The 24544-nt window shown below is 59.1% G+C and carries 28 protein-coding genes; 17 read left to right on the forward strand and 11 right to left on the reverse strand.

From position 1 onward, the window contains the following. Positions 1-249 precede the first annotated feature (249 nt). Both AC2FNR_RS07530 and AC2FNR_RS07535 read left to right on the forward strand, forming a co-directional pair. Positions 250-1962: an amidohydrolase gene (locus tag AC2FNR_RS07530; protein WP_496848571.1), complete on the forward strand. Its 1713-nt coding sequence runs from the start codon at positions 250-252 to the stop codon at positions 1960-1962. Positions 1963-2311: 349 nt separating this feature from the next. Then, positions 2312-3058, forward strand: a complete 747-nt coding sequence (locus AC2FNR_RS07535) for an FkbM family methyltransferase (protein ID WP_496848572.1) — start codon at positions 2312-2314, stop codon at positions 3056-3058. An 85-nt stretch (positions 3059-3143) separates the two neighbouring features. Here AC2FNR_RS07535 and AC2FNR_RS07540 read toward each other — a convergent pair whose 3' ends face one another. Continuing rightward, positions 3144-3362 (reverse strand): hypothetical protein, encoded by a 219-nt coding sequence (locus tag AC2FNR_RS07540; protein ID WP_496848573.1) that lies wholly within the window; start codon positions 3360-3362, stop codon positions 3144-3146. Positions 3363-3475: 113 nt separating this feature from the next. Beyond that, a complete protein-coding gene (gene rpe / locus AC2FNR_RS07545) occupies positions 3476-4162 on the reverse strand; it encodes a ribulose-phosphate 3-epimerase (protein ID WP_170753549.1) in 687 nt (228 codons plus the stop codon). 168 nt (positions 4163-4330) lie between these two features. Between rpe and phnC the strand changes: the two genes are divergently transcribed. The 5 genes from phnC (at position 4331) to AC2FNR_RS07570 (ending at position 9049) form a co-directional block, all read left to right on the forward strand. Then, positions 4331-5152, forward strand: coding sequence for a phosphonate ABC transporter ATP-binding protein (phnC, locus tag AC2FNR_RS07550; RefSeq protein WP_209193932.1), 822 nt, complete (start codon positions 4331-4333; stop codon positions 5150-5152). A gap of 63 nt (positions 5153-5215) precedes the next feature. Next, positions 5216-6118 (forward strand): phosphonate ABC transporter substrate-binding protein, encoded by a 903-nt coding sequence (gene phnD / locus AC2FNR_RS07555; RefSeq protein ID WP_480494071.1) that lies wholly within the window; start codon positions 5216-5218, stop codon positions 6116-6118. 69 nt (positions 6119-6187) lie between these two features. Beyond that, positions 6188-7069, forward strand: a complete 882-nt coding sequence (gene phnE / locus AC2FNR_RS07560; RefSeq protein ID WP_170769857.1) for a phosphonate ABC transporter, permease protein PhnE — start codon at positions 6188-6190, stop codon at positions 7067-7069. Then, on the forward strand, positions 7066-8412 hold the full coding sequence (phnE, locus tag AC2FNR_RS07565; protein WP_496848574.1) for a phosphonate ABC transporter, permease protein PhnE: 1347 nt from the start codon (positions 7066-7068) through the stop codon (positions 8410-8412). The genes phnE (AC2FNR_RS07560) and phnE (AC2FNR_RS07565) overlap by 4 nt, the downstream gene beginning before the upstream one ends. A gap of 22 nt (positions 8413-8434) precedes the next feature. After that, the gene (locus AC2FNR_RS07570) at positions 8435-9049 is read left to right on the forward strand and encodes an LbetaH domain-containing protein (RefSeq protein ID WP_496848575.1); all 615 of its coding nucleotides are present in this window, start codon (positions 8435-8437) and stop codon (positions 9047-9049) included. A gap of 162 nt (positions 9050-9211) precedes the next feature. Here AC2FNR_RS07570 and phnF read toward each other — a convergent pair whose 3' ends face one another. Continuing rightward, a complete protein-coding gene (phnF, locus tag AC2FNR_RS07575) occupies positions 9212-9922 on the reverse strand; it encodes a phosphonate metabolism transcriptional regulator PhnF (RefSeq protein WP_496848576.1) in 711 nt (236 codons plus the stop codon). Positions 9923-10025: 103 nt separating this feature from the next. On the opposite strand from phnF, the gene phnG reads away from it, so the two are divergent. From phnG to phnN, 9 genes are read left to right on the forward strand one after another with little or no spacing between them, the layout of a single operon-like run. Next, positions 10026-10484 carry a phosphonate C-P lyase system protein PhnG gene (gene phnG / locus AC2FNR_RS07580; RefSeq protein WP_496848577.1) on the forward strand — a complete coding sequence of 153 codons (459 nt, stop codon included), beginning with the start codon at positions 10026-10028 and terminating at the stop codon, positions 10482-10484. Further along, positions 10484-11059, forward strand: coding sequence for a phosphonate C-P lyase system protein PhnH (gene phnH, locus AC2FNR_RS07585; protein ID WP_496848578.1), 576 nt, complete (start codon positions 10484-10486; stop codon positions 11057-11059). The genes phnG and phnH overlap by 1 nt, the downstream gene beginning before the upstream one ends. Positions 11060-11061: 2 nt before the next feature. Beyond that, complete coding sequence (locus AC2FNR_RS07590) at positions 11062-12153, forward strand: carbon-phosphorus lyase complex subunit (protein WP_480866344.1); 1092 nt, start codon at positions 11062-11064, stop codon at positions 12151-12153. Continuing rightward, positions 12150-12746, forward strand: a complete 597-nt coding sequence (locus AC2FNR_RS07595; protein WP_480866342.1) for an HAD family hydrolase — start codon at positions 12150-12152, stop codon at positions 12744-12746. Before AC2FNR_RS07590 ends, AC2FNR_RS07595 begins: the two co-directional genes overlap by 4 nt. Next, the gene (locus AC2FNR_RS07600) at positions 12743-13603 is read left to right on the forward strand and encodes an alpha-D-ribose 1-methylphosphonate 5-phosphate C-P-lyase PhnJ (RefSeq protein WP_170354806.1); all 861 of its coding nucleotides are present in this window, start codon (positions 12743-12745) and stop codon (positions 13601-13603) included. Before AC2FNR_RS07595 ends, AC2FNR_RS07600 begins: the two co-directional genes overlap by 4 nt. Further along, positions 13600-14004: a VOC family protein gene (locus tag AC2FNR_RS07605; protein ID WP_480866338.1), complete on the forward strand. Its 405-nt coding sequence runs from the start codon at positions 13600-13602 to the stop codon at positions 14002-14004. The genes AC2FNR_RS07600 and AC2FNR_RS07605 overlap by 4 nt, the downstream gene beginning before the upstream one ends. 4 nt (positions 14005-14008) lie before the next feature. Beyond that, complete coding sequence (phnK, locus tag AC2FNR_RS07610; RefSeq protein WP_496848579.1) at positions 14009-14779, forward strand: phosphonate C-P lyase system protein PhnK; 771 nt, start codon at positions 14009-14011, stop codon at positions 14777-14779. Between the two features lie 3 nt (positions 14780-14782). After that, a complete protein-coding gene (gene phnL / locus AC2FNR_RS07615) occupies positions 14783-15466 on the forward strand; it encodes a phosphonate C-P lyase system protein PhnL (protein WP_496848580.1) in 684 nt (227 codons plus the stop codon). Then, positions 15463-16011, forward strand: coding sequence for a phosphonate metabolism protein/1,5-bisphosphokinase (PRPP-forming) PhnN (phnN, locus tag AC2FNR_RS07620; RefSeq protein ID WP_480866334.1), 549 nt, complete (start codon positions 15463-15465; stop codon positions 16009-16011). Before phnL ends, phnN begins: the two co-directional genes overlap by 4 nt. Here phnN and AC2FNR_RS07625 read toward each other — a convergent pair. After that, on the reverse strand, positions 15993-16676 hold the full coding sequence (locus AC2FNR_RS07625) for a DUF1045 domain-containing protein (RefSeq protein ID WP_496848581.1): 684 nt from the start codon (positions 16674-16676) through the stop codon (positions 15993-15995). The two genes, phnN and AC2FNR_RS07625, sit on opposite strands and share 19 nt — an antisense overlap. A gap of 52 nt (positions 16677-16728) precedes the next feature. Here AC2FNR_RS07625 and AC2FNR_RS07630 point away from each other — a divergent pair, with 52 nt between their 5' ends. Further along, positions 16729-17868 carry an alpha-D-ribose 1-methylphosphonate 5-triphosphate diphosphatase gene (locus AC2FNR_RS07630; RefSeq protein ID WP_496848582.1) on the forward strand — a complete coding sequence of 380 codons (1140 nt, stop codon included), beginning with the start codon at positions 16729-16731 and terminating at the stop codon, positions 17866-17868. A 24-nt stretch (positions 17869-17892) separates the two neighbouring features. Here AC2FNR_RS07630 and AC2FNR_RS07635 read toward each other — a convergent pair whose 3' ends face one another. From AC2FNR_RS07635 to AC2FNR_RS07665, 7 genes are read right to left on the reverse strand one after another with little or no spacing between them, the layout of a single operon-like run. Beyond that, the gene (locus AC2FNR_RS07635) at positions 17893-18369 is read right to left on the reverse strand and encodes a class I SAM-dependent methyltransferase (protein ID WP_496848583.1); all 477 of its coding nucleotides are present in this window, start codon (positions 18367-18369) and stop codon (positions 17893-17895) included. After that, positions 18366-19130, reverse strand: a complete 765-nt coding sequence (locus AC2FNR_RS07640) for a polysaccharide deacetylase family protein (RefSeq protein ID WP_496848584.1) — start codon at positions 19128-19130, stop codon at positions 18366-18368. The genes AC2FNR_RS07635 and AC2FNR_RS07640 overlap by 4 nt, the downstream gene beginning before the upstream one ends. Next, positions 19127-20269: a glycosyltransferase family protein gene (locus tag AC2FNR_RS07645; protein ID WP_496848585.1), complete on the reverse strand. Its 1143-nt coding sequence runs from the start codon at positions 20267-20269 to the stop codon at positions 19127-19129. The genes AC2FNR_RS07640 and AC2FNR_RS07645 overlap by 4 nt, the downstream gene beginning before the upstream one ends. Further along, positions 20266-20850: a histidine phosphatase family protein gene (locus AC2FNR_RS07650; protein ID WP_496848586.1), complete on the reverse strand. Its 585-nt coding sequence runs from the start codon at positions 20848-20850 to the stop codon at positions 20266-20268. The genes AC2FNR_RS07645 and AC2FNR_RS07650 overlap by 4 nt, the downstream gene beginning before the upstream one ends. Further along, positions 20847-21923, reverse strand: coding sequence for a glycosyltransferase family 4 protein (locus tag AC2FNR_RS07655; protein ID WP_496848587.1), 1077 nt, complete (start codon positions 21921-21923; stop codon positions 20847-20849). The genes AC2FNR_RS07650 and AC2FNR_RS07655 overlap by 4 nt, the downstream gene beginning before the upstream one ends. Continuing rightward, positions 21923-23170: a glycosyltransferase gene (locus AC2FNR_RS07660; RefSeq protein WP_496848588.1), complete on the reverse strand. Its 1248-nt coding sequence runs from the start codon at positions 23168-23170 to the stop codon at positions 21923-21925. The genes AC2FNR_RS07655 and AC2FNR_RS07660 overlap by 1 nt, the downstream gene beginning before the upstream one ends. Beyond that, a complete protein-coding gene (locus AC2FNR_RS07665; protein ID WP_170354819.1) occupies positions 23167-24381 on the reverse strand; it encodes a glycosyltransferase family protein in 1215 nt (404 codons plus the stop codon). Before AC2FNR_RS07665 ends, AC2FNR_RS07660 begins: the two co-directional genes overlap by 4 nt. Between the last annotated feature and the right edge of the window lie 163 nt (positions 24382-24544).

Here is a 24544-nt window from a genome sequence, read left to right on the forward strand (position 1 = left end):
CAGGCTTCAGCCCGGCACATCGTTGAACGAATGAAGGCCGTCCCAAAAGGGGCGGCCTTTTTCGTTTTTGGCGAGGCTCAAATTGATGCTAAAATATATCACATTGAAATATTTGGATTGAAAAGGAACCTTAGGATGCCTTTAGCAATACGTTCGCTTTGTTTTGCCGCTGCAATTTCTTTTTCAGCCACTTGTGCGTTAACACAACAAATTGCCGATCGTATTTATTCAGGCGGCCCTATTATAACGATGAATGATGCACTCCCTTCCGTCCAAGCGGTCGCGGTCAAGAACGGTCGTATTCTGGCGGTTGGATCTCTGTCTGATCTCTCTGTGCATGAAGGTGAGGGCACACAAACTTTCGATCTGAATGGGCGCGCACTTCTTCCGGGCTTTGTTGACAGTCATGGACATGTTGTGATGGGCGGGCTGCAGGCATTGTCGGCCAACCTGCTTTCGCCGCCTGACGGAGAAGTCACGGATATCGCCAGCCTGCAAGCTACATTGTCGAATTGGGCAGAAGAAAATTCAGAGGTCGTCGAACAGGTGAAAATGATCGTTGGTTTTGGATACGACAACGCTCAACTGCAAGAGCTGCGTCATCCCACTCGAGAAGACCTTGATGTAGTTTCCAGGGACTTGCCCGTCATAATTATCCATCAGTCCGGGCATCTGGGAGTCGCGAACACAAGGGCTTTGGAGTTGGCTGGCATTACAGCCGCTTCAGAAGCTCCTCCGGGTGGCGTGATTCAGCGCGATGAAGAAGGCGAACCTAACGGTGTTCTGGAGGAATATGCTTTTTTCTCGGTTCTTGTGCCGATGCTGGGAAATCTGGGTGAGGAAGGTCTGGTGGCCTTCGCCCGCGCCGGAGCCGACCTTTGGGCCAAGTTTGGATATACGACCGGACAAGAGGGGCGATCTTCTGGTGAGATCGTAGAGGTACTAAGAAAGGTCGGTGCCACGGAAGGACTTCCCATCGACGTTGTCGCGTTTCCTGACGTATTGGAGGCCCGGGATTATATTCGCGATAACACCTCTGCGGACTACGTCGACCGGGTTCGGGTCGGCGGCTGCAAACTTACAATCGACGGGTCACCGCAGGGTTTTACTGCTTTGCGGGATCGTCCCTACTATGATCCAGTCGGCACCTATGATGCCGGCTACGCAGGATATGCTGCAATAACAATGGATCAACTGCAGGACGCTGTGAACTGGTGTTATGAGAATGGGTTCCAGATCCTCGTGCATTCAAACGGAGAAGGCGCGTCGGACATGCTGATTGCCGCACTGGAAGAAGCGCAACTCAAATATGGCGATCCGGGCAACCGCCCGGTTCTGGTGCACGGGCAGTTTCTGCGGGAAGATCAAGTGGCCAGCTTCAAGCGCCTCGGGGTCTTTCCATCACTTTTCCCGATGCACACTTTCTATTGGGGCGACTGGCACCGTGATCATACTGTTGGACCAGTGAACGCCGACAATATCTCGCCCACTGGATGGCTCCGCGAACGGGATATGATTTTTGGCACGCATCACGACGCGCCCGTCGCCTTTCCAGACAGTATGCGTGTTCTTGCGGCAACGGTGACCCGCCGCACCAGATCGGGTGATATTCTTGGGCCGCATCAGCGGGTTGATGTCATGACCGCTTTGAAGGCGATGACGATCTGGCCCGCGTGGCAGCACTTTGAAGAGGACAGCAAGGGCTCAATTGAGGTCGGAAAAGTTGCGGATTTTGTGATCTTGTCCGACGATCCCACGTCTGTGAATCCAGAGACTTTGGCGGGCCTCAAAGTGCTTGTAACCGTCAAGGGGGACGAGATTGTCTACGAGGCTGAGGAAGGCGTCGAAGAAGGCAAACTGCAGTTTTTCCCGTTTTCAACAGACCCTGTCATTGCCCATCTTTTCATGCACGCAGTCTATCAAGGTCTGAAGGTCGAAGAGCCTTGGCTTGTAAAGAACTAAGGTATGGTTGATCGGTTTAACTGCAGAGGCGTCAACTCGAGTCTGGTTGCAGGGCAAGACTTTATGGTGCTCTCATTGCGATGACGGGCGAAGGAAGTCATTTCGACAGCGCCCGTATTGCTTGTAGTGGTCTTGAGTATGCGGCGGCGCGGATGGGATTAATCGCCGAATAATCTCAGGCCCTGATGTTGATTCAACCGCTTATAATGCTGCGTTTTGCAAATAGGTTATTTGGGAACGCATATTCCATTCCACCAACGAGATTCCCGATTGTGCTTTGTCAGTCATGGTGTTTCTTTAGCCGTGCTGTCGCATGGGATGCCTTCCCCGCGCATAGGAGAGCTTAAGAATGGACAACATCGAAATACGCTTGACCCGCCGTCTGAAACGTCGAGGGTACCAAGTTTCCCCTGACAAAGAGACAGGCAGTTACATCGCAGGTCTGGGGTTCGATGTTGCGACAGTTTTCGATGTCGGTGTCGCCGGTGGGACCGCGCACCTGTACGAGGCTTTTCCGACGACAAAATTCGTGTTGATCGAGCCGATCTCTGAGTATGAGGACAAGCTGAGACGAAATTGGAGCGACAAGATCGACTTTGACTTTCATGCCTGCGGAGTCGGCTCCCAGGCCGGGCAAACGACGCTGCGTATTCCAACAGTCGGCCATCGTTCCATGGGCACGAGAGCTACCATGATGACGTTTGACGAGGCTGCGCGTGCCCATACTAAGGCCATCGAAGAACGTCAGGTCCCGGTTCGGACGTTGGACGACATCGCCGTGGACTATCAGGGGCCCTACGGGTTGAAGATTGATACCGAGGGTTTCGAAGTCGAGGTGATCAAGGGCGCTTCAGAAATGCTGAAAAACTGCGCCTTTGTCTTGGCCGAGGTCTCGGTCCGGCGCCGTTATGAAGGTGGCTATAAGTTCAGTGATTTTGTAGCCGTTATGGCTGCGCATGGATTTGAACTACACGATTTTATTCGGCCACCTTCGCCCGAGGCGACCGACTGCGATGCAATCTTCGCACCGTTTGAAGGCCCGAGATTTGATTATCGAGACGCCAAGCTTTCGCGCATCGTTCAGAAAAGCAAGTAAACCAAGAACACTCGACCGGGCAGGGTGTGGATATTCTACCTGACTATCAAAATCCGGTCTGCCCCGGCCAAGGACTGGTGCTGTGCTAGATGACGTCAGCCAGCACCAGACGAATGATGTCTTCGCGTTTCAGGCCGCGTGCGCGCAACTCGTCGTCGTTCATCAACCAATATGCGCGAATTCGGCGCACTGAAGACCGGGCCGTGGCGACCCGGTTCTGTAACATGCGCAGTTTTTGGGGCAGGATGCCGACAAACCCGACCGGGTAGGCGGTATACGGGCGGGGTGTGGTTGTTTTAGCCATGGACGTGTATCGCAGGTTTTGAAATGGGCCTTCGGCATCTAAACGATTGAAGGATGCTCAGGTAGTCCGGATTGTTCATATCCGATGTGCAGCACGCGCAATGAAGCGCCTTGTTAGAGCGCTGACTCTGCTGCCGCGCGCACATTGCGGATGTTTTCGCCATAGACTTCAGGGTTGGAAACCGAGCCACCCTTGAATACTGCCGAGCCAGCGACCAGAACATCCGCGCCTGCGGCTGCTACCAACGGTGCGGTGTTTGGGTCGACGCCTCCATCAATCTCGATATGGACAGGTCGATCGCCGATCATCTGGCGCAGGCGGCGAACTTTGGCTGTCATATCAATGAATTTTTGACCACCAAAACCGGGGTTCACCGTCATGACGCAGACCAGATCGGTCAGGTCCAACAGGTGTTCGACCGCTTCGGCCGGGGTACCGGGGTTCAGGGCAACACCAGCCTTCATGCCAGCAGCGCGGATCGCTTGCAGGGTTCGGTGAGTGTGCGGCCCTGCCTCAACATGCGCGGTCAGGATATCGGCCCCGGCGTCGGCATAGGCTTGAATATAAGGGTCGACCGGAGCGATCATCAGATGGACGTCCATCACCGTCTTCACGTGTGGGCGAAAGGCTTTGACCGCAGGCGGGCCGAAGGTCAGGTTCGGAACGAAATGGCCGTCCATCACGTCCACATGGACCCAATCGGCCCCCTGCGCTTCGATCGCCTGAATCTCGGCGCCGAAATTGGCGAAATCGGCGGAGAGGATCGACGGTGCGATCTTGATGCTGCGGTCAAAGGACATGTGTGGCCTCGTTTCAATGTCTAAGAGTCGGCCCGCATATACCTGCGGTAGGCGCAGAAGTGTAGAGCCATCGATCTTTGGCGCTGCGTTACAAAACTTTCACCCAAGTTACACATAGCCGTTGAAGATTGCCTTTAGCAGACCGCCAACACGAACTGGGGGTGGCCTGTGCTGCACATCAAGAAACTGACCAAGCGCTTCGGTGAAAACGTCGCAGTCGATTCAGCCACGTTGGAAATAGATAAACCCTGCATGATTGGCATCATCGGTCGTTCGGGGGCAGGGAAGTCGACCCTGCTGCGGATGATCAACCGTCTGACCGACGCGAGCGACGGAGAAATCCTTTTCGGTGGCCGTGATGTCACCAAGCTGAAGGGCCGCGACAAGCGTGCCTGGCAGGCCGATTGCGCGATGATCTTCCAACAATTCAATCTGGTGCCGCGCATGGACGTGGTATCAAACGTTTTGCACGGTACGTTGAACCGCCATTCTACGCTGGCGACCATGTTCAACCTGTTTCCTATGGCCGATATCCACCGCGCCATCGACATTCTGGACCGTCTGGGCATTGCAGAACACGCGCCTAAACGCGCCGAGGCGCTTTCAGGTGGGCAGCAACAGCGGGTCGCCATCGCGCGCGCGCTGATGCAGGACCCAAGCATCATTCTGGCGGACGAACCCATTGCCTCGCTGGATCCGATGAATGCGCAGGTCGTCATGCAGGCACTGCGCCGCATCCATGAAGAAGACGGCCGCACAGTAATCGCCAACCTGCACACGCTGGATACGGCTCGTCGCTATTGCGACCGCGTTGTCGGTATGCGTGACGGTCGCATCGTGTTCGACGGCCTGCCCGAGCAACTGACAACCGGCGTCGCCCGCGAGATCTATGGCGCTGATGCCAGCTTCTCGGAAGAGGCGACATCGACCGAGATTGAGACGCTGGATGCGACTCAGAAGGCCCTGATGGAAGCGGAAGCAACCATCTAAGCCAACCACCCCTTTCATCGACCGGCCGATGAAAGGCCGGCATATCAAACCGGAGAGAGACAGATGAAAAAACTGATGGCAGCCCTGGTGGCCACAACTGCAATGGCCGCGCCGGCCCTGGCCGCGGATATCAACGAATTCCGCATCGGCATTCTGGGCGGTGAGAACGCTCAGGACCGTCTGAACAACAACGAATGCCTGCGCGAATACACCGAGGAAACACTGGGTGTTGAAACCAAGCTGTTCGCACCGGCTGACTATGACGGCGTGATCCAAGGCCTGCTGGGCGGCACCATCGACATGGCGTGGCTGGGTGCTTCGGGTTATGCGAAAACCTACCTGTCTGATCCCGAAGCGGTCGAGCCGGTTCTGGTCAAGGTCAACACCGATGGCGGTTACGGCTATTTCTCGATCGGTTTTGCCCGCAAAGACAGCGGCATCACCTCGCTGGAAGACATGAAGGGCAAGACCTTTGGTTTTGGCGATCCGAACTCGACCTCGGGCTACCTGATCCCGTCGATCGAAATCCCTGCGGCAACGGGTTCCACCATGGAATCGGGCGACTATTTCGGTGAGGTGAAATTCACCGGTGGCCACGAGCAGACCATCGTTGCCGTGAACAACGGTGACGTCGATGGTGGCGTGACTTGGGCTGACGGCCTGGGCGATTGGGAAGATGGGTATCAGTCGGGCGCGCTGCGTCGCGCTGTTGATGCCGGTCTGGTCGACATGAACGACATGGTCCAGATTTGGAAATCCAAGCCGATCCCCGAAGGCCCGGTTGTTCTGCGCACCGCGCTGCCTGCAGATGTAAAAGAGAAAATGACCGCTCTGATGGCTGGTCTGGCTGAGAAAGACCGTGAATGCTTCTACGGCGTTGCTGCTGGTGAAGCCCGCGCGTTCGAGCCGATCACCCACGAAGCCTACGAAGTCATTATCGAAGCACGCAAGCTGAAGTCCAATTAAGCCTGCACACCCCTAAGACCGGGGTCCGGTGTTCCAAGCCGGGCCCCGTTTTCCACTCAGGAGCATTCCATGACAGACCTGACCGCAGGGTCCCTGACCGTCGACCAGATCCGGGCCGACTATACCGAGATGACACGACGCAAGCGGGTCTATGGTGGTATTCTTCTGATCGTTTTCGTGGCCTTGATGGCCGCCGGGTTCCGCACTGCGGATGACCGCAACGCGGGCAGTTTCGCGGATGGTTGGCACCGTATCTTTGACTACCCGGCAGAGGTGCTGTCCGAAGCCTGGGAAAAGATCGACGCGCTGCCTGCTAATCTGGTCAAGTTTTTCCCGGCGCTGGTCGAGACGATCAACATCGCCGCTGCGTCCACACTGATCGGCACCATAGCGGGTACATTCCTGGCGCTGATGTCCACACGCGGAATGGCGCTTTGGCCTGCGCTGATCCCCCTGTTTCGGCGTATCGCCGATATCTGCCGCGCAATCCCTGAAATCGTGATCGCTCTGGTCCTGATCTTTATTCTGGGTGGCGGCCCGGTTCCGGCGATGATCGCCATTGCAATCCATACGGCTGGCGCACTGGGCAAGTTGTTTTCTGAGGTGAATGAAAACGCCTCATTGAAACCGGTCGAGGGTTTGGCTTCGGTCGGCGCAAACTGGTCGCAGCGCATGTATCTGGGCGTAATCCCGCAGGTTGGGCCGAACTATGTCAGCTACGCGCTGCTGCGGTTCGAGATCAACATTCGCGCCTCGGCCATTCTGGGTTTCGTCGGTGCAGGTGGTCTTGGCTATGAGCTGCGCAACTCGATGTCCTGGGGGCAGGGCAAGTACGATCAGGCTGCCGCGATTTTCTTGCTGTTGTTCGTCACCATCGTTGTGGTCGACCAAATCTCGGGCCATCTGCGTGATCGCCTGACCCACGGATCCGAGAAAGGAGCGCGGGCATGAGCACCTTCGCCACTGACCTCACCCTTGATGAGTTGAAGGCCGAGGCTGATCGTCTGTTCAGCCGAAAGCGCCTGATCAATTTTGGATTGCCTGCGTTGGTGCTGGTCTATCTGACCTATGTGTTTTTCGCTTTCGACGTGCCCGGATTGGCCGGACGCGCCAACTGGGAAAACGGCAAGACGCTTGTGGCTGACAGCTACAGTTACAAAACCCACATCGAGCGTGACAATCGCACAGGTGAAGTCTCGGCCGCTATCGAAGGTGAGCGCAAGGGTGCATATCCCGAAGGCCAAGCGCCGGATTGGGTCGCTCTGGGCGAGACTACGGTGATTGATCTGAAAGACGGCCATATCGTGCGGTTCGGCCCCGAGACGGTGGAATATGACATCCCCGGTTATGGCACGGTGCGTGCAACGCCGACCCGTTCGGCGGGCGTTCAGGCCGAGCTGCCCGCAGGCGACGTGCCCGACTGGATCAATGTCTCAAAGAACCGGATGGCGATCACCACGGATGCGGGTCGACTGACCGTGACGCGCAACCGATCCGAGGTGTTCCGCTATTTCAACGGGTGGGAGCTGTTCTTCTTCACCCTCGATAGCCCCTACTATGGCAAGTCGTTCCCGCAACTCATGGGGCTGGCCGCAAATGGTGAGGCGGGCGCGATCCTGAATGATTTCTGGACCAACAAGATGTGGCGCCATCAGGACGTGGCCTGGGCCATTTTCGAGACGATCCTGATGGCCTTCCTCGGGACATTGGGGGCGGGCATGGTGGCACTGCCACTGGCTTTCCTTGCGACCCGTAACTTCAACCCGTTGCGTTCGGTACGGTTTCTCACGCGCCGTGTGTTTGATTTTGTGCGTGGTGTGGACGCTCTGATCTGGACCGTCGTTCTGGCGCGGGCTTTTGGACCCGGTCCGCTGACGGGTGCGCTGGCCATTCTGGTGACAGACACGGGGACGTTCGGCAAGATTTTTTCGGAAGCGCTGGAGAATGTGGATCAAAAACAGATCGAGGGCGTCCAATCGACCGGAGCCAATGCGCCGCAACGTTATCGGTTCGGGGTGATCCCGCAGGTGACGCCGGTGCTGCTCAGCCAGTTGCTCTATTTCCTCGAATCCAACACACGCAGCGCCACTGTGATTGGTGCGATTACGGGCGGTGGGATCGGCTTGCTGCTGACGCAGGCCATCATCACCCAGAAAGACTGGGAAGAGGTTGCCTACTACATCGTTCTGATCATCCTGATGGTGATGCTGATGGATTGGTTCTCGGGCTGGTTGCGCCGCCGATTGATCCAGGGCGAAACGAAATCCAAACGGGTAAAAACCAAGACCGCCTGAGTGTTGGTCCAGAGGAACTTTCATGCCAAGACTGCGAGCGGATCAGCCATTCATCCATCCCGATTGTGCGATCACCAACAGCGCGTTTGGGGAATACGTCGAAATAGGTGCCGGGACGCGCTTGGCAAACGCGATCTTCGGGGATTATTCGTATTGCGACCGAACGTGTGACATTGCAAATGCGCGGATCGGCAAGTTTGCGAACATAGCCAGCTATACCCGGATCGGTGCGACGGATCATCCGTATGCCAAGGCTTCCTTGCATCATTTTTTGTACCGCTCAGCAGACTACTGGGATGACGCCGAAGATGACGCGGATTGGTTCCAGCATCGCGCAAGCCGGGTGACGGAAATTGGCCATGACACATGGATTGGCCATGCAGCTATTATCAAGCCCGAAGTTACCGTGGGTCACGGAGCAATCATTGCTTCTGGTGCGGTCGTCACCAAGGACGTTGCGCCTTACAGCATTGTGGGTGGGGTTACGGCCGGTCTGATCCGTCCACGCTACCCGGATGGCGTAGCAGAGCGTATGTTGACTTTGGCGTGGTGGGATTGGGACAACGCGCGTTTACGAGCCGCCTTGCCGGACTTTCGAATGCTCGATGCCGAAGCCTTTTTGGAGAAGTACGAATAGGCCGAGGACCTGTTTGACATGTGCTCTCGCGCCCGCGTGCGCATCGGCTTCGCCGACGCGCTCTGGCGGCCTTGGGCCGGGCGCCGCGCTTTGCGCGGCGCTGCGCCCAACGGGACGAGACCTCCGGAAGGAGGGCGAAGACGGGCGGGAGCGTTCTGGTCCCTACTCATTGTCCATCGTTAGTGTGACTCTTTCGCCGGCAAAATAGGTGCGTCCGAATTCAACGGGAATTCCGTTCGTATCTGCGTTTACGCCCACTGAGTACAGGACCGGAGCGCCTTCGCTGAGTTGCAGATGCAGCGCTTGTGTTGGCGTCGCGGCGCGGGCCGTCAGCCGCGTCGACACACGAACGTAATCCTCGACCCCGCAGTGCTGCAGCGCTTTGGTCACCGACCGGGTCTCTACCAGTGCGGCAAGAACGCCCGGCAGACGCCCAGCTGGAAAGACGCTTTGAAAAAGCCCGATCGGCTGACCGTCGGCCAGGGAAAGACCATCGTAGACATGAACGGCTTCACCTTCGGACAGTTCCAAAGCATCAGCTTCGGCCACATCAGCCGTTCGAGTGGTGAGGGTAAGGATTTTCTTGCCAGGAATCTTGCCACTGGCCGAAATGCTCTTGTGGTAACGTACGCGTTTCCCGATGGGGTAATCCGTCGGGCGCGCCGTCACGAAAACTCCGGCTCCTCGTCTCGAGCGTACCAAGCCCTGGTCGGACAGATCTGACAAAGCCCTGCGAACCGTATGGCGATTGACCCCGTATTTGGCAGCCAGCTGCGCTTCGGTCGGCAGGCGATCACCAGTGTTATAGCGGCCTTCTGCAATGTCGGTTGTCAGGCCAAGAGCGATGCTTTTCCAAACTGGTGATTTGCCCATGTCACTAAATCTTCACAAGTAGGCGGATTGCGGCCCGCCGGGTTAAGATGTATTATTTGTCTAGTTGTATAGTTCAAATAGACAACCCAGCCAAGAGGGTTTGATGGCAGATCTCGATAAACCAACGGATGCAGAACGTCGGCAATGGATGGGCGTGTTGGCCCGCGCGCCCGAGGACGCGCTGATGGCCCTTTGGGACAAAGTCCAACTGCGCCCGACATTTGAATGGCTACGCGCGCCCGAGATTGGTGGGGTGATGGTCCGGGGGCGCACCGGCAGCACGGGGGCGCCGTTCAATCTTGGTGAAATGACCGTAACCCGGTGTTCGCTGGTGTTGCAGGGCGGTGCCGTCGGTCATGGCTATGTTCAGGGCCGGTCGAAGCCCAAAGCCGAAGTCGCTGCCCTTGTTGATGCGCTGATGCAGACAAAAGCAGCCGACGCCATCCGCGCCGAAATCATTTCCCCCCTGTCACGGCAGTTGCAGGACGCGCGAGCCAAGCGGGCGGCCAAGGCGGCGGCGACAAAGGTCGAATTCTTTACTCTGGTCCGAGGAGAAGACTGATGAGCGCGCATCCTCAATTCTCAGGTGGTTTTGCAAATGCCCCGATCGAGGCGGCCCACGCCTTTCGGGCCGCAATGACGGTCATGGCGCGACCTGGCGAAATCCGATCAATTGCGGGCGCGCGCCCACCCGAGCCATTGTCCCAAGCAGCGGGTACTTTGTTGCTGACCTTGTGTGACCCGGATACAAGGGTCTTTCTCGCAGGCGCAGCAGATACTGACGCAGTGCGCCAATGGCTGACCTTTCACACCGGCGCGCCGATTGTCAAAGCGTCCAGCGCGGATTTCGCAGTAGGGACATGGGCGGACCTGCAACGCAATTCCAACTATCGCATAGGCACACCGGAATATCCTGACCGCTCGGCTACTCTGATTATCGAGTGTGAAACGCTTGCGCAGAACGGGGCAACGCTGACAGGGCCGGGTATTCGGAACCGATCACAATTGCCTTTACCGGATGTCGCGGTCTTTCAGGGCAATTCGGATCTCTATCCTCTGGGATGTGATTTCTTTTTCACCTGCAGAGACAAAGTCGCGGCCTTGCCGCGCAGCACGCAAATAACGGCGGGATCATAAGAATGTACGTAGCAGTCAAGGGCGGCGAAAAAGCCATCGACAACGCGCATTCCTGGTTAGCAGAGGAGCGGCGGGGATCAACGGATATCGCCGAACTGTCGATCGCCCAGATCCGAGAACAGTTGAGCCTTGCGGTAAATCGGGTCATGGCCGAGGGCTCTCTGTTCGATCCCGATCTGGCCGCGCTAGCGATCAAACAGGCGCGCGGCGACCTGATCGAGGCGATCTTTCTGATCCGCGCCTATCGCACCACGTTGCCGCGATTTGGCTATTCCAACCCGGTTGATACCGGCGATATGGCCTGCGACCGCAGAATCTCGGCCACGTTCAAGGACGCTCCGGGCGGGCAGGTGCTGGGGCCGACTTTTGACTACACCCACCGGCTGCTGGATTTCAAACTAGCTGCAGATGGCAACGACACGGTTGCACCCATGGCCGGGCCGCGTACTGAGCCTACGCCTCACATTGCCGAGTTCCTAAAGGGTGAAAATATCATTCAGGACGAACCCACTAGCGACGACCTGCCGGGCGACTTGACCCGCGAACCGATGGAGTTTCCCTCCACCCGCCCGCTGCGCTTGCAATCACTGACACGCGGCGATGAGGGGTTCGTGCTAGGCATGGCCTACTCAACCCAGCGCGGATACGCCCGCAACCACGCTTTTGTGGGAGAGTTGCGGATCGGAAAAGTCGCCGTCGAAATGGACATTCCCGAGCTGGGCTTTGCCATTGAGATTGGTGAGGTTGAACTAACCGAATGCGAGACAGTCAACCAGTTCAAGGGCTCGAAAACCGAACCGCCGCAGTTCACCCGTGGCTATGGTCTGGTCTTTGGTCAGTCCGAGCGCAAGTCTATCGCCATGGCTCTGGTCGATCGCGCGCTGCGTTGGAAGGAGCTGGGCGAGGACAATTTGGGCGCGCCTGCACAGGATGAGGAATTTGTCCTAAGCCATGCCGACAACATTCAGGCCACCGGTTTCTTGGAACACATCAAACTGCCTCATTACGTGGATTTCCAGTCCGAACTGGAACTGGTCCGAAAACTACGCCGCGAGGCTGAGGAACGGATCGCGCCAAAGGAGGCTGCGGAATGAAGGTCGTTGTATTCGATATCGGCGGCGTATTGGTTGATTGGCACCCCCATCTTGCCTGGGTTGACGATCTGGGGTCCGAGGACGCCGCCCATGCTTTTATCGAACGCACCGGGTTCAAAGCGAAAAACGCGCGGGGAGACAATGGCGAGCTGTTCTCCGATATGGCCAAAGAGTTGGCGGACCCGGAGGATCAGAACCTGTTTGCCTCCTACGTGGAGCGATATACACTCACTGTTCAGAACGCGGTTAACGGCACTTGGGATATCCTCGATCGCCTCAAGGCAAATGGAACCCCCGTCCACGCCATCACCAATTGGTCGGCTGAAACCTGGCCAGAGGGTCTAAAGGTGCACCCCCGGTTGGGTGAGGTGTTCGGAACGTTGGTGGTGTCCGGTCAGGAAGGCGTAATGAAGCCCGACCCGCGTATTTTCAAACTTCTGTGCGAACGTGCCGCTGTTCAGCCCCAAGACTGCGTGTTTATCGACGATGGTTTGCACAATGTCGAAGGTGCGCGTGCTGTGGGAATGGACGCTATTCATTTTGTCGGCGCCCGAGCACTGGAAGCCGAATTGTCCGAGAGGGGAATACTATGAGCGAGTACAATTTCGCCTATCTCGACGAGCAAACTAAGCGGATGATCCGGCGGGCGATCCTCAAAGGACTGGCGGTACCCGGATATCAGGTGCCTTTTGCCAGCCGTGAAATGCCGATGCCTTATGGTTGGGGCACCGGTGGGGTGCAGGTCTCGGCCGCGACGCTGACGCCGGATGATACGTTCAAGGTGATTGATCAGGGCGCGGATGACACGACCAACGCGGTCTCGATCCGTAAGTTCTTTGAGAACACCGCCGGGGTCGCGACCACCGAAGAAACCGAAAAGGCCACTGTCATCCAGACCCGCCACCGGATCCCCGAGGCGGAATTGACCGAGGATCAAATCCTCGTCTATCAGGTGCCTATCCCGGAGCCTCTGCGCTTTCTGGAACCGCGTGAGACGGAAACGCGCAAGATGCACGCGCTTGAAGAATACGGGCTGATGCATGTGAAACTGTATGAAGATATCAGCCAGCACGGCGCGATTTCGACCTCGTATGCCTATCCGGTAAAAGTGTCCGGACGCTATGTGATGGATCCGTCTCCGATCCCTAAATTCGATAACCCCAAGCTGGAAATGGACGCGATCCAGCTGTTCGGCGCGGGGCGCGAGCAGCGCATCTATGCGGTGCCGCCGCACACCAAGGTCGTCAGCCTCGACTTCGAGGACTATCCGTTCGAGGCGACCAAGGCAGACCATCCCTGCGACCTGTGCGGGGCCGAAGACAGCTATCTGGACGAGGTGATCATGGATGACGCGGGCAACCGGATGTTTGTCTGCTCCGACACCGATTACTGCCGCTCGCGCCGCGCTGCCGGGCACGAAGGGCGTTTGGCCAAGGAGGATGCAGCATGATGCGTGAACACGTACTGGGAATTGATCATCTGGGCCTGACGGTTTCGGACCTTGAGGCGACCAAGGCGTTCTTTGTCGAGGCGCTGGGCTGGGATGTGGTCGGTGGACGGCCCGAATACCCCTCGGCCTTTATCAGCAACGGCTCGGCGGTTCTGACGCTGTGGCAGCAAAAGGGCGAAGATCAGCACGGCTTCGATCGTCACGCCAATGTCGGACTGCACCATGTGGCGTTCAAAATCCCATCGCGCGAGTCTTTGGATGTGGTGTTTGCCGCTGTGAAAGACTGGCCGGGTGTTCAGGTGGAGTTTGCGCCTGAACCTTCAGGTGCCGGGCCAAAAATCCATTTCATGATCCGAGAGCCGGGCGGCAATCGGATCGAATTTGCCTATGATCCGAGGTAGCCCCATGACCCCGCTGTTAAGCGTTCAGGACATCCGCAAAACCTATGGCACCCGGATTGGCTGTACCGGCGTTAGCTTTGATCTCTATCCCGGTGAGGTGATGGGGATTGTAGGCGAAAGCGGCTCGGGCAAGTCGACGTTGCTGAATTGTCTGGCTGGTCATCTGGAACCGGACGAGGGGCGGGTTGTTTTCGATACACGAACCGACGGGCCAGTGGATACGGTGACTATGTCCGAACCCGAGCGCCGGATGCTGGGTCGCACCGACTGGGCCTTTGTCCACCAGCACGCCCGCGACGGGCTGCGCATGTCGGTCAGCGCGGGCGGCAATATTGGCGAGCGTCTGATGGCTGTGGGCGACCGTCACTATGGTGACATCCTCGACAAGGCCATCGACTGGCTGGGCCGGGTCGAGATCGAAGCGAACCGAGTTGATGACCGCCCCACCGCCTTCTCTGGTGGGATGCAGCAACGCCTGCAGATCGCCCGCAATCTGGTGACCGGGCCTCGGCTGGTGTTCATGGATGAGCCGACGGGCGGGCTGGATGTCTCGGTTCAGGCGCGTCTGCTGGATTTGCTGCGCGGGCTGGTGCGCGAGATGGGGCTGAGCGCCATCATCGTCACGCATGATCTGGCCGTGGTGCGCCTGTTGGCGGACCGGTTGATGGTGATGAAAGACGGTCATGTGGTCGAATCCGGCCTGACCGATCAGGTGCTGGACGATCCGCAACATGCGTACACGCAGTTGCTGGTCTCAAGCGTGTTGCAGGTGTGATAGATGATTGAACTGAACAACGTCAGCAAAAGCTTTACCCTGCACAATCAGGGCAGTGCGGTGATCCCTGTGATGGAGGGCGCGACGCTCAGCGTGGCCCCCGGTGAATGCGTGGCTTTGACCGGCGCGTCCGGGGCGGGCAAATCCACCCTGATGCGGGTGATCTACGGCAACTATCTGGCCGCCTCGGGGCAAGTCATTGTGGGCGGCGTGGATGTGGCGCAGGCTGAACCGCGCGAGATTCTGGCCCTGCGGCGGGACACTCTGGGCTATGTCAGCCAGTTCCTGCGGGTGGTACCGCGCGTGCCGACGCTTGAGGTGGTGGCCGAGCCTCTGCTGGCCGTCGGATGTGGCCGTCAGGAGGCGCTGGACAAGGCGGCGGGGTTGCTGGCCCGGCTGAATATTCCCCAACGCCTCTGGACGCTCAGCCCCACGACCTTTTCGGGCGGTGAGCAGCAGCGCGTGAACATCGCGCGGGGCTTTGCGCACGACTATCCGGCGATGCTGCTGGATGAGCCCACCGCCTCTCTGGACGTGCAGAACCGTGAAACCGTGCTGAGCCTGATCGAAGAGGCCAAAGCGCGCGGTGCGGCCATCATCGGCATTTTCCACGATGTCGACGCGCGAGAGCGTGTATGCGATCGTGAGATCAACGTCTCGGATTTCACGCCGGGGATGGCCGCATGACCCTTGCGCCGATCATCGCGGTTGTCGGACCCTCGGGCGTTGGCAAGGACAGCGTGATCGAGGCGCTGGAGGCGCGCTCCGCACGTATTCACCGGATGCGCCGGGTGATCACCCGCCCCGAGGGCGAAGAGGGTGAGGATTTCGACCGGGTCTCCGAAGGCACATTTCAGCAGATGGTGGATGAGGATGCCTTTGCCCTGCACTGGCCCGCCCATGGGTTGCTGTATGGGGTGCCCCAAAGCATCCAGCAGCTGCGGGGCCAGGCGGATGCAGTTTTGGTGAACCTGTCCCGATCCGTGCTTTTGCGCGCGCAAGAGGTATTTGGCGATCTGGTTGTGATCTCGCTGACCGCCGACCCGCAGGTGCTGGCGCAGCGCTTGTCGGCGCGTGGGCGCGAAAGTGCGACGGATCAGGCACGGCGGCTTGAACGCGCGCAGACTACGCTGCCCGATGGATTGCGCCGGGTGGTGCAGATCGACAATTCCGGTCCGCTGGACCAGACGGTCAACACCATCCTGACCAAGCTTCAGCCGGAAAGTGCATAGCGATGGATCAGGTGAAACCGCCCGTCCTCGGCCTCGCCCATCAGCGCCAGATCCGTGATGTGGAACGGTGCGGGCAGCAGGGGTGCAAGCCGCGTGTCCAGCGCATCCTGAACGGTGGCCAGCGTGGGTTTGTCCAACTTGCCGCTGAGGGTGATGTGAAAGCGGAACGAGTCCATCACGTAAGGGTATCCCCATTGCACAAGATTGGCCTCATGCGCGGGCGACAGCCCGGTGCCACGACGACGCTGCAATTCGGCCTCGGATGCGGGTGCGCGGAAGTCATCCAAATCACGCACGCAGGCGGCGGCCAGTGCGTTCAGCGCCGTCTCGTCACCTTTGGGACGCAGGGCCAGGAACCGGCCCAGACGTGCGATCTCAAGCCCCTCCAACGTGACCGGAGCCTGTGCAGCAGCCATCTGGGCGCAAGCCTCACGCAGCGCCTCAACCGTCTGCCCGTCGCGCAGGCGGAACGGAGGTTTCATCGTCGCGTGCAGCCCGTATTTGCGCGGGACCTGCGTGACGGCGGCCACATCCACGCCGGGGATATCGGGATGTTCGACCGCCGCGCCTGTCTCAACGTCCCAGCCCAGCCAGCTTGTGCCAAACCGGGTCCACTCGGCCCCGGCGGGTGGCGCAAAATAGATCGCGTATCGCGTGAATGTCACATTGGCCTCCTATGCGTGGCCTACCCAATAGCTCAGACCGTGTGAAGTTCAGATGACAGAAGAAATGATCCTTGCCAATGCCACGCTGGTTCTGCCCGATGAAACGGTCACAGGTAGCATCCGCATCACCGGCGAAACCATCGCCGAGATCGCCACGGGCGGCACCGTGCCGCCCGGCGCAGTGGATTGCGGCGGCGACTATGTCTGCCCCGGTCTGGTCGAGCTGCACACTGACAATCTGGAACGCCACATTCAGCCGCGCCCCAAAGTCGACTGGCCCCACGCGGCGGCGATTCTGGCCCACGATGCGGAACTGGCCAGCACCGGCATTACCACCGTATTCGATGCGATGCGCATCGGTTCGATCCCGTCGAGCAACCGCTACAAGAAATACGCCCGCGAGCTGTCGCGCGAGCTTTGGGATCTGCGCGAACAGGATGCGCTGAAGATCAGCCATTTTCTGCACCTGCGGGCCGAGGTCTGCTCGGAAACCCTCGTGGCCGAGCTGGACGAGTTCGGCCCCGAGGATCGCGTCGGTTTGGTGTCGCTGATGGATCACACGCCCGGCCAGCGGCAATTCCGCGACATGACCCAGCTTGAGGCCTATATGAAGGGCAAGCATGGCATGAACGATGATGACTTCCTGCAGCACGTGGCACAACTGAAGGCGTTGCGCGATCGGTTTGGCGATCAGCACGAGGTTGAGACGGTCAAGGCCGCCAAACGGTTCGGGGCGATGCTGGCCAGCCACGATGACACGACGCAGGATCAGGTGGCCGTTTCGGCGGGGCATGGCATCACGCTGGCCGAATTCCCCACCACGGTCGAGGCCGCCCGGGCCTGCCACGATCACGGAATCAAGGTTATGATGGGGGCACCCAATGTGATCCGTGGCGGGTCTCATTCCGGAAATGTCGCGGCGCAGGAACTGGCTGATCTGGGCCATCTGGATATTCTGTCGTCAGACTACGTGCCCGCCGCGCTGCTGCTGTCGGCAACCCGCCTGGGAGATATGTGGGGCAATATGGCGCGTGGCCTGCGCACCGTTACCCAGACGCCGGCTCAGGTGGTCGGTCTGGGCGACCGGGGCGAGCTGCGTTCGGGCACCCGCGCCGATGTTATCCGCTTTCGTATCCGCGAAGGGGCACCAGCGCTGAACGGGGTATGGTCGCGCGGGCGGCGTGTCGCCTGATAGGGCGCGTTAAATCACTACCAATTAGGTTCGGTAGAAAAGATATCGGTCCGGTGCAATGGTTTCCGGCCCTGCAAACTGATCAAAACCAACCAGTGGCTGACCCGATATCAATAGCCCTCCGGGCAGCATGACCTGCGCGATCAGCGGGCTGAGGCGGGCTGCCTCGGCCACATCGTCTTCCTTGATGCCACGCCCGAAATCATAATGTGCCAACGCAATCTTGGGGCCGCCTTGCGCCAGCTTTTCCAACATCGGCTCGGCCTCGCCTTGCAGGAAATCCTCGGCCGGCGGAGTGCTGGAGGGATGGCATTGTAGCACCCGGTCCATCACCCAGATGCGCCGGTCGGACAGGATCTCGCGCAGGTGGTCATAGGTGCGGCCATTGCCCAGGCCCATGTCCAGAACGTCGCCGGGGTGATCCGCGATCTGTTCTACGGCCCAGTTCAGCCCATCGCGTTGGGCGGTCAGGCGGCGCAGCATTGAATCCAGTCGGCTCATTCGGGTCTCCGTATTTCGTTGGTCGCGACCCAGGGGACGCCGGGTCCATCCAGAAGAAGGTGCAAAAGGTCGTGGGTAAAGGCCCAGATCGCGTCATCATGCGCGAGGTGGTGGGTCAGAATGCCGAAGGGTTCGGAATTATCGCTGCGGCCTTCTCGTCGATCTCGCAATAACGCGGTTGTCGTGTCAATCAGACGCTCGGGCGACACTAGCCCCCGCGAGCCGCGCCAATCTATCGGATCAAGATGCGTGTTGACCAGGTGCAACCCGGGCGCGGCGGTGGGCGTGGCCCGAGGCGTGGCCGTGGACAAAATGCGATAGCCCAGTGCAGGCAGTTCCGCGACGACCTCGGGCGCGATACGGTTCCAGGGCGGCACGAACATAGGCGCGAAACGGTCGCCGTACAGCTCTTGCAGCCGGTCCAACCCCTGCCGTGCGTCGCCAATGATCGTTGGCATCGACCGGTGCATCCGAAACTCGGATTTCTTTTCCTGCTTGGGCGCGTGGTTCAGATGCGCCCATCCATGGACGACGGGGATCAGGGTGCTGCTGTCGACCCGGGCGACAAGGCTTGTGTCGCAGGTCTTTGGAATGACAGCCAGGTGAACTGGTACCCCAAGTGTATCCGACAGGGCGATCAGTCGGTCAAGCTGCGGCGTTGCGGAGATAGCATCATCGTCACGCCACCATAGGGGCAAAGACAGTCTGTGCTGTTCCCACACGGCCAATTCGTCCTGTAGTGGGCGCCAGTTGGGTATCATATACGGCCCTCCAACAGCGTCTTCGCGATCTCGACGGTTTTGGCAGCCCCGTCAAACCCACGGTCGGGAACGGTTCGTTCAGGGCCCGATGTCGCACTTTCTATCGCCCGAGCCAGCAGTTCTGCATCTAGCATCTGGCTTGGAATGACTTCGATGGCTGGAAGGGCGGCCAGTGTTCGCGCGCGCAGTGTCTGCTCAACTTCGCTGCCGTCGTCGAAAGGGACGAACACGGATGGGGTTCCGGTCTGCAGAATATCCAGGGCGGTGTTGTATCCACACATGCTGACCGATGCGGCTGCGATTGGCAGCATTTGCCGAAAATCGGGCCTCACCGGTTCTAACGCAACCGACGCATCCTTGACCAAAGGCGTCAGCTGCTTGATGCGCGCTTGGGCATCCTGGCCTCCGACCAGCAGGCGCCAGCGCCTGTTGGGCATCTTTCGGGCAGCCTCGATGGCTGTCTGAAAGATCGGCTGTCCAACCGACCCTCCGCCTGCGCTGACAAGGATTTCACCTTCACCGGTGCGCTGTGCGTGTGCGGTCGGCGCGTCAGGCGCAACGAACCCGGTATAGTGCAACCGCTTCTGAAGTTGCTCGGAAACCGGCCAGCTGACCTCAAGCGGGATGACTGTTTGATCCGAATGCACAAGGACACCGTCGTAGTGTTCGGATATGATCTGATCTGTCCGTTCAGCCTTGGAGGGCTTCGAGGGCGGCGCAAGAATGTCTCGGACCGATCCCAAGATGACAGGAGGTCGGGGCAACGCACGGGCCGCGTCCAAGGCGGCGGTGAACTCGGCCGACAACGACCTGCGCCCGAACGGGTACAACTCGGTGATCAGTACGTCCGGTGAGAAGCTTCTGACAGCTTCGGTCAGGGCAACACTACGAGCGGACATGTAATCCGCATCTGCCACCTCACCTGATTGCGTCAGCAGGCGCGTAAAGTTGGTACCGTCTGACCGCAGTGGGGGCAGCCCCAGCAAAGACATACCAGAACTGTCCAGTTGGGGCGCAGGCATGCCACCAGATACTGTCAGAACTTCGTGCCCCGCTTGCACAAAAGCGCGTCCAAGGGTCAAGGCGCGACTCAAATGTCCGGTGCCCAGCAGGTGGGTGACCACGATCATCACTTTCATGCGACGGGCTCCGAGCGGATCAGGCGCACGGGCTCAGGCCACGCGCGCAGAGGTTGTGTTTCAACGATATACAGTCTGTTGCGCTTGATTTTAAAGGGGGGCGGCCCGTCGAAATTCCAATCCCATGCACTGGCCAGAATGACACGCATGATGCCTATGTGACAGACGGCCACCGTACCGGCCTGTAAGCCGTCAAGCCAGGGGCGCACGCGGTGCCAAAGCTCTGCGGGGCTTTCTCCGCCGGGTGGGCGAAACTGCCAGCTCCAATCCTCGATGTGGCGATAACCGCTGTTGGGGTCCGCGATCAGGTCGACCCCGCGCAACCCTTCCCATTCGCCCCAGTTCATCTCAGTCAAAGCGTCGTGGGTGTCTGGGGTGCGCCCAGAGACCAGACGCGCTGTTTCAACTGCGCGTTGCAGCGGGCTGGACCAGAGCTCGGCCTGATCCCAGGGTTCGGGCAACGCATAACCCGCAAGATCCTGACGGGCATCATCGTCCAACGGAATATCACTGCGTCCCTGAATCCGGCCTGCGCGGTTCCAGGGTGTATGACCGTGGCGGAGCAGCGCAAGTCTCGTCATCCCCGACCCTCGATCAAGGGGCGGACAGCTTTCCAAAAAGTCTCGGTTGCGTTCGGTAAAAGGTGACGGGCAGCGACGTAGGCGCGCGCCTCGGTTCCGGTTTTCAGGCGCTGCGTGTGGTCACGCAGCAGGCTTTGTAAATGTGCCGCTAGCCCTGCTGGCCCTGTCTCGGTCGTGGGGTAGGTCGAGGGTAGCAATACATCCCGCACGCCGGGTCTATCCTGCGCAACAACTGGAATACCACTGGCCTGCGCCTCAAGGTAGATCATACCATACGCCTCATTCACGCCCGGCCAGAGCAGGACCGACGCGGTGTCATAGCACATCTGAACTGCAGCACGGTCAAGTTGCCCCAGAAAGCGCACTTTGGACCCGAACCGGGCCATCATGGCCTCAACTTCGGGTCTGACGGGCCCATCGCCGACAATGTTCAAAGCCCATTGGCCTTTCAGATGCGCCAATGTTTGGGCCAGTATGTCGTAAGAAGCCAGCTTGTCGCCGTGGCGCATCATCGCGACCGTCAACATCGGCCCATCACATGAAGACGCCTCTGGCAAGTCTTCTGCGGGCAGGAACGGCGGCAGCTCGATCAGTTTCTGCGAGCCGAACCTTTCGCGCTCTAGGGTAATCAGGTCGTTCGCGGTGTGATAAAAGATCACGTCGGCCGCGTCACAAGCATTGTGTGCGGCTTTGGCGAAACCCGCCCAAGGGCCGGTCAAGCGGCTGGTCGCGCGCGTGCTTTCCAACTGAACATAGGGAATTCCTCGGGCGGAACTGACACGTGGACCCAGCAAATCGGGGGCCTTGTAATAGTTGTGGTAGGTCACCCAAAGCGCGGTGTTTGTGGGCAATTCTGTTACAAGACGCTCTGCTTCGCGTTCCGCGGCTTCGTGCAGCTGCGTCTGAACCCGCGTGTCCCCGGTTTTGTCGTAAAGGCGAAGGGACGAGGCCAGCTCGACCGTATCACCCTGCGCGGCGATTGCGGTCATCAAGTTCCGGGCCATTTCCCTATCGCCGGACGGCACCGGGCTGTCCGGGGATTTCATCGGAGCGTAGAACGCAACCCGCGCCATCAGCCCCTGTCCGCCCCCAGAGCGGTCAGACGTTTGGACAAAAGTGCGATTCCGGGGTCCATACGGAAGTCAGCGATCAACCTGTCATAGGCCGCTTTCGCCATGTTTTCAGTTGATCCAGGGTCGGCTGCCATGCTGGAAATGGCCGCCGCCAGCGCGGTGGGGTCATCACTGGACAGCACACCGTGGGTTCCTGTTTCGATGAATTCGGGAATGGCCGAGACCGGGGTCGACAGGATCGGCAGCCGCTGAGACGCAGCCTCCATCAGCACATTGGGCAACCCGTCGCGATCTCCGTCCGTGGCAATGCGGCTGGGCAGCACAAACAGGTCCGCCTCGCGCATGGCGACAATCACCTCGGGTTGGTCGCACGCGCCTTTCCAAGACAGGCGGTCCGCGACCCCTAAATCTTGTGCGAGGGTGCGTAGCGCGTCCCCCAAAGCGCCGCCGCCGATATGGGTCCAGTTCCAGTCCAGGGTTGTGGGCAACAAGGCACAAGCGTGGAGCAGGCGGTCAAAGCCCTTTTTCTCGACCAGACGCCCTACGGAGAGCATGTGGAAGGGTGCGTTGGGTGCGCGTGGGGTACGTTTCGGAGGAGACGGAAAACGGCTCAGGTCCAACCCGTGATAGATCAGATCAACGCGCGTGGGGTCATCGGCAAGGCTGCGCAGATGGTCTGCGCCAACGGCGGTGCATGTGGCGCCAAAAGCTGCACCATGCGTTTCAGCGTGCAGTTTCTCGGCCTTTTCCCATTCGGGCGAGGTCCAGATGTCTTTGGCATGGGCGGAAAAGCTCCACGGTAGTCCCCGCATGATGGCGGCATAACGTGCGACCGAAGACGGGGTGTGCATAAAATGCGCATACAGGACACGCGTTTCCTGCGGCAGTTCGGCGGCCAGAACGCACGCCTGCCCAAAGCGTCGGATGCGGTTATGTGTGGGGTCGCGGCGCAGATCAGCGCGCCAGATTCGGTATGCTTCGCCATAGCCGGGCATGGCGCGTGCAACAGCGCGGGCGGCCCAAACGCGCTGGGGTTCCTGATATAGGTATTCGGGCAGGTAATGGACCTGCCCTGTGAACCTTTCATGCAGGGGATGACGTTTGACGTCAGTAGGATGGCGAAGCGACCAGATGTCAAACCGATGGCCTGCATCCTGCAATGCCACCAATTCTTGCGCGATAAACGTTTCCGACAGGCGCGGCCATCCTTTGACCAGCACCGCTAGTTTCGGTTGTGTAAGGCTCATCCGGTGGCCCGTTCCTGCTCTCCGGTCAGCAAGGCGTGTACTCGACTTGTGACATAGTCCAGACCGTCCAGCAGCCCATCGCAGATGACCTCGGATGGAAGGGACTGATTGGGCAATGCTCGGATGGCATTGATCATCGCATCGGTCGTCAACCCATCGCGGCTTTCGTCGAGCATTCGAACAAGGCCCAGTTCTTCGGCGCGCGAGGCCCGGATCCATTGTTCCAGCCGGGGCGTGGTGCGGGGCACGATCACGGCACGCTTGTCAAATGACAGCACCTCGCAAAACGTGTTGTAGCCGCCCATACAGACCACACCCGCCGCACCGGCAAACAGGGTTTCGATCTGGGATTCAAATCCGACGGCCGTTACGCGACCGTTCAGGGCTGCGACGCGCGTTTCAAACTCTTCGCGCAGTTCTCCTGACAGGAAGGGGCCGTAAACCAGAACAGCCCGAGGCGAAAGCGTCGGGTCGTGCTCGTAGGCGGACAACACAAGGTTTACCATCGCCTTGCCATCGCCACCGCCGCCGGGCGTGATCAGGATGTAAGGCTGCTCGGGCGGTTCTGCGACCGGTCCCAGATCGCGGCGCAAATATCCGGTCCAGTGCATACGCGCTTGGGTGGCAGGGCTAAGAGGCAACCCCTGTGTTGGATCATAGATCGACCGCAACCCATAGACCCAAATCTCATCATAATAGGTCTCGGTGGCGTCCAGGGCTTCTTTTCGGTCCCATTCAGCGGCCAGCACTTCGGGCTCGTCTAACACGTCACGCAAGCCCAGGACGATCTGGGTTCGTTTGGTTTTCAAAAGGCAGTCCAGCGTTGGCAAAAGTTCCCCGCGAAATCCGGTGGGTTCTTTGTCAACGATCAGAACATCAGGATCGAATTGCTGAACGGCAGTTTGGATAAGGCTCGAGCGCAACTCCGTCACGTCTTCAATCCCCATCCCCATCGTCTGCGAGGCATAAGACCCGTCGGCGCGCTTGGTAACCCCCGGCAGGCGTACGTGGTCGACGCGACGGGGAAAGGTGAAGCGGCCTGCAACTGGAGACCCGGTCAAGATCAACGCCGAAGCCGAAGGATCAGCCTGAGTTATTGCAGCTGCCAAAGCACGGGATCTGCGCAAATGCCCCAATCCGAACGTATCATGGCTGTAGAACAGGATGCGAGGCGCACGGCCGGTTTTGTCGTTTTGTTTTCCTAGGCTCATTCTTTCGCCCGTCTTAGTGTCTGAGTGCAACTCCGCGCGCTTGCACGTCTATCGTATTTGTTTTTCGGCTGCTTGTAAAAAACTCTGCTTTGACCTGCCGAAACCGACAAACATGGCGAATTGGCTACATGTTGTAGATCCTTTCTGTGGTTCGCCGTGTTTT

The organism is Ruegeria sp. SATB045, assembly GCF_059613525.1.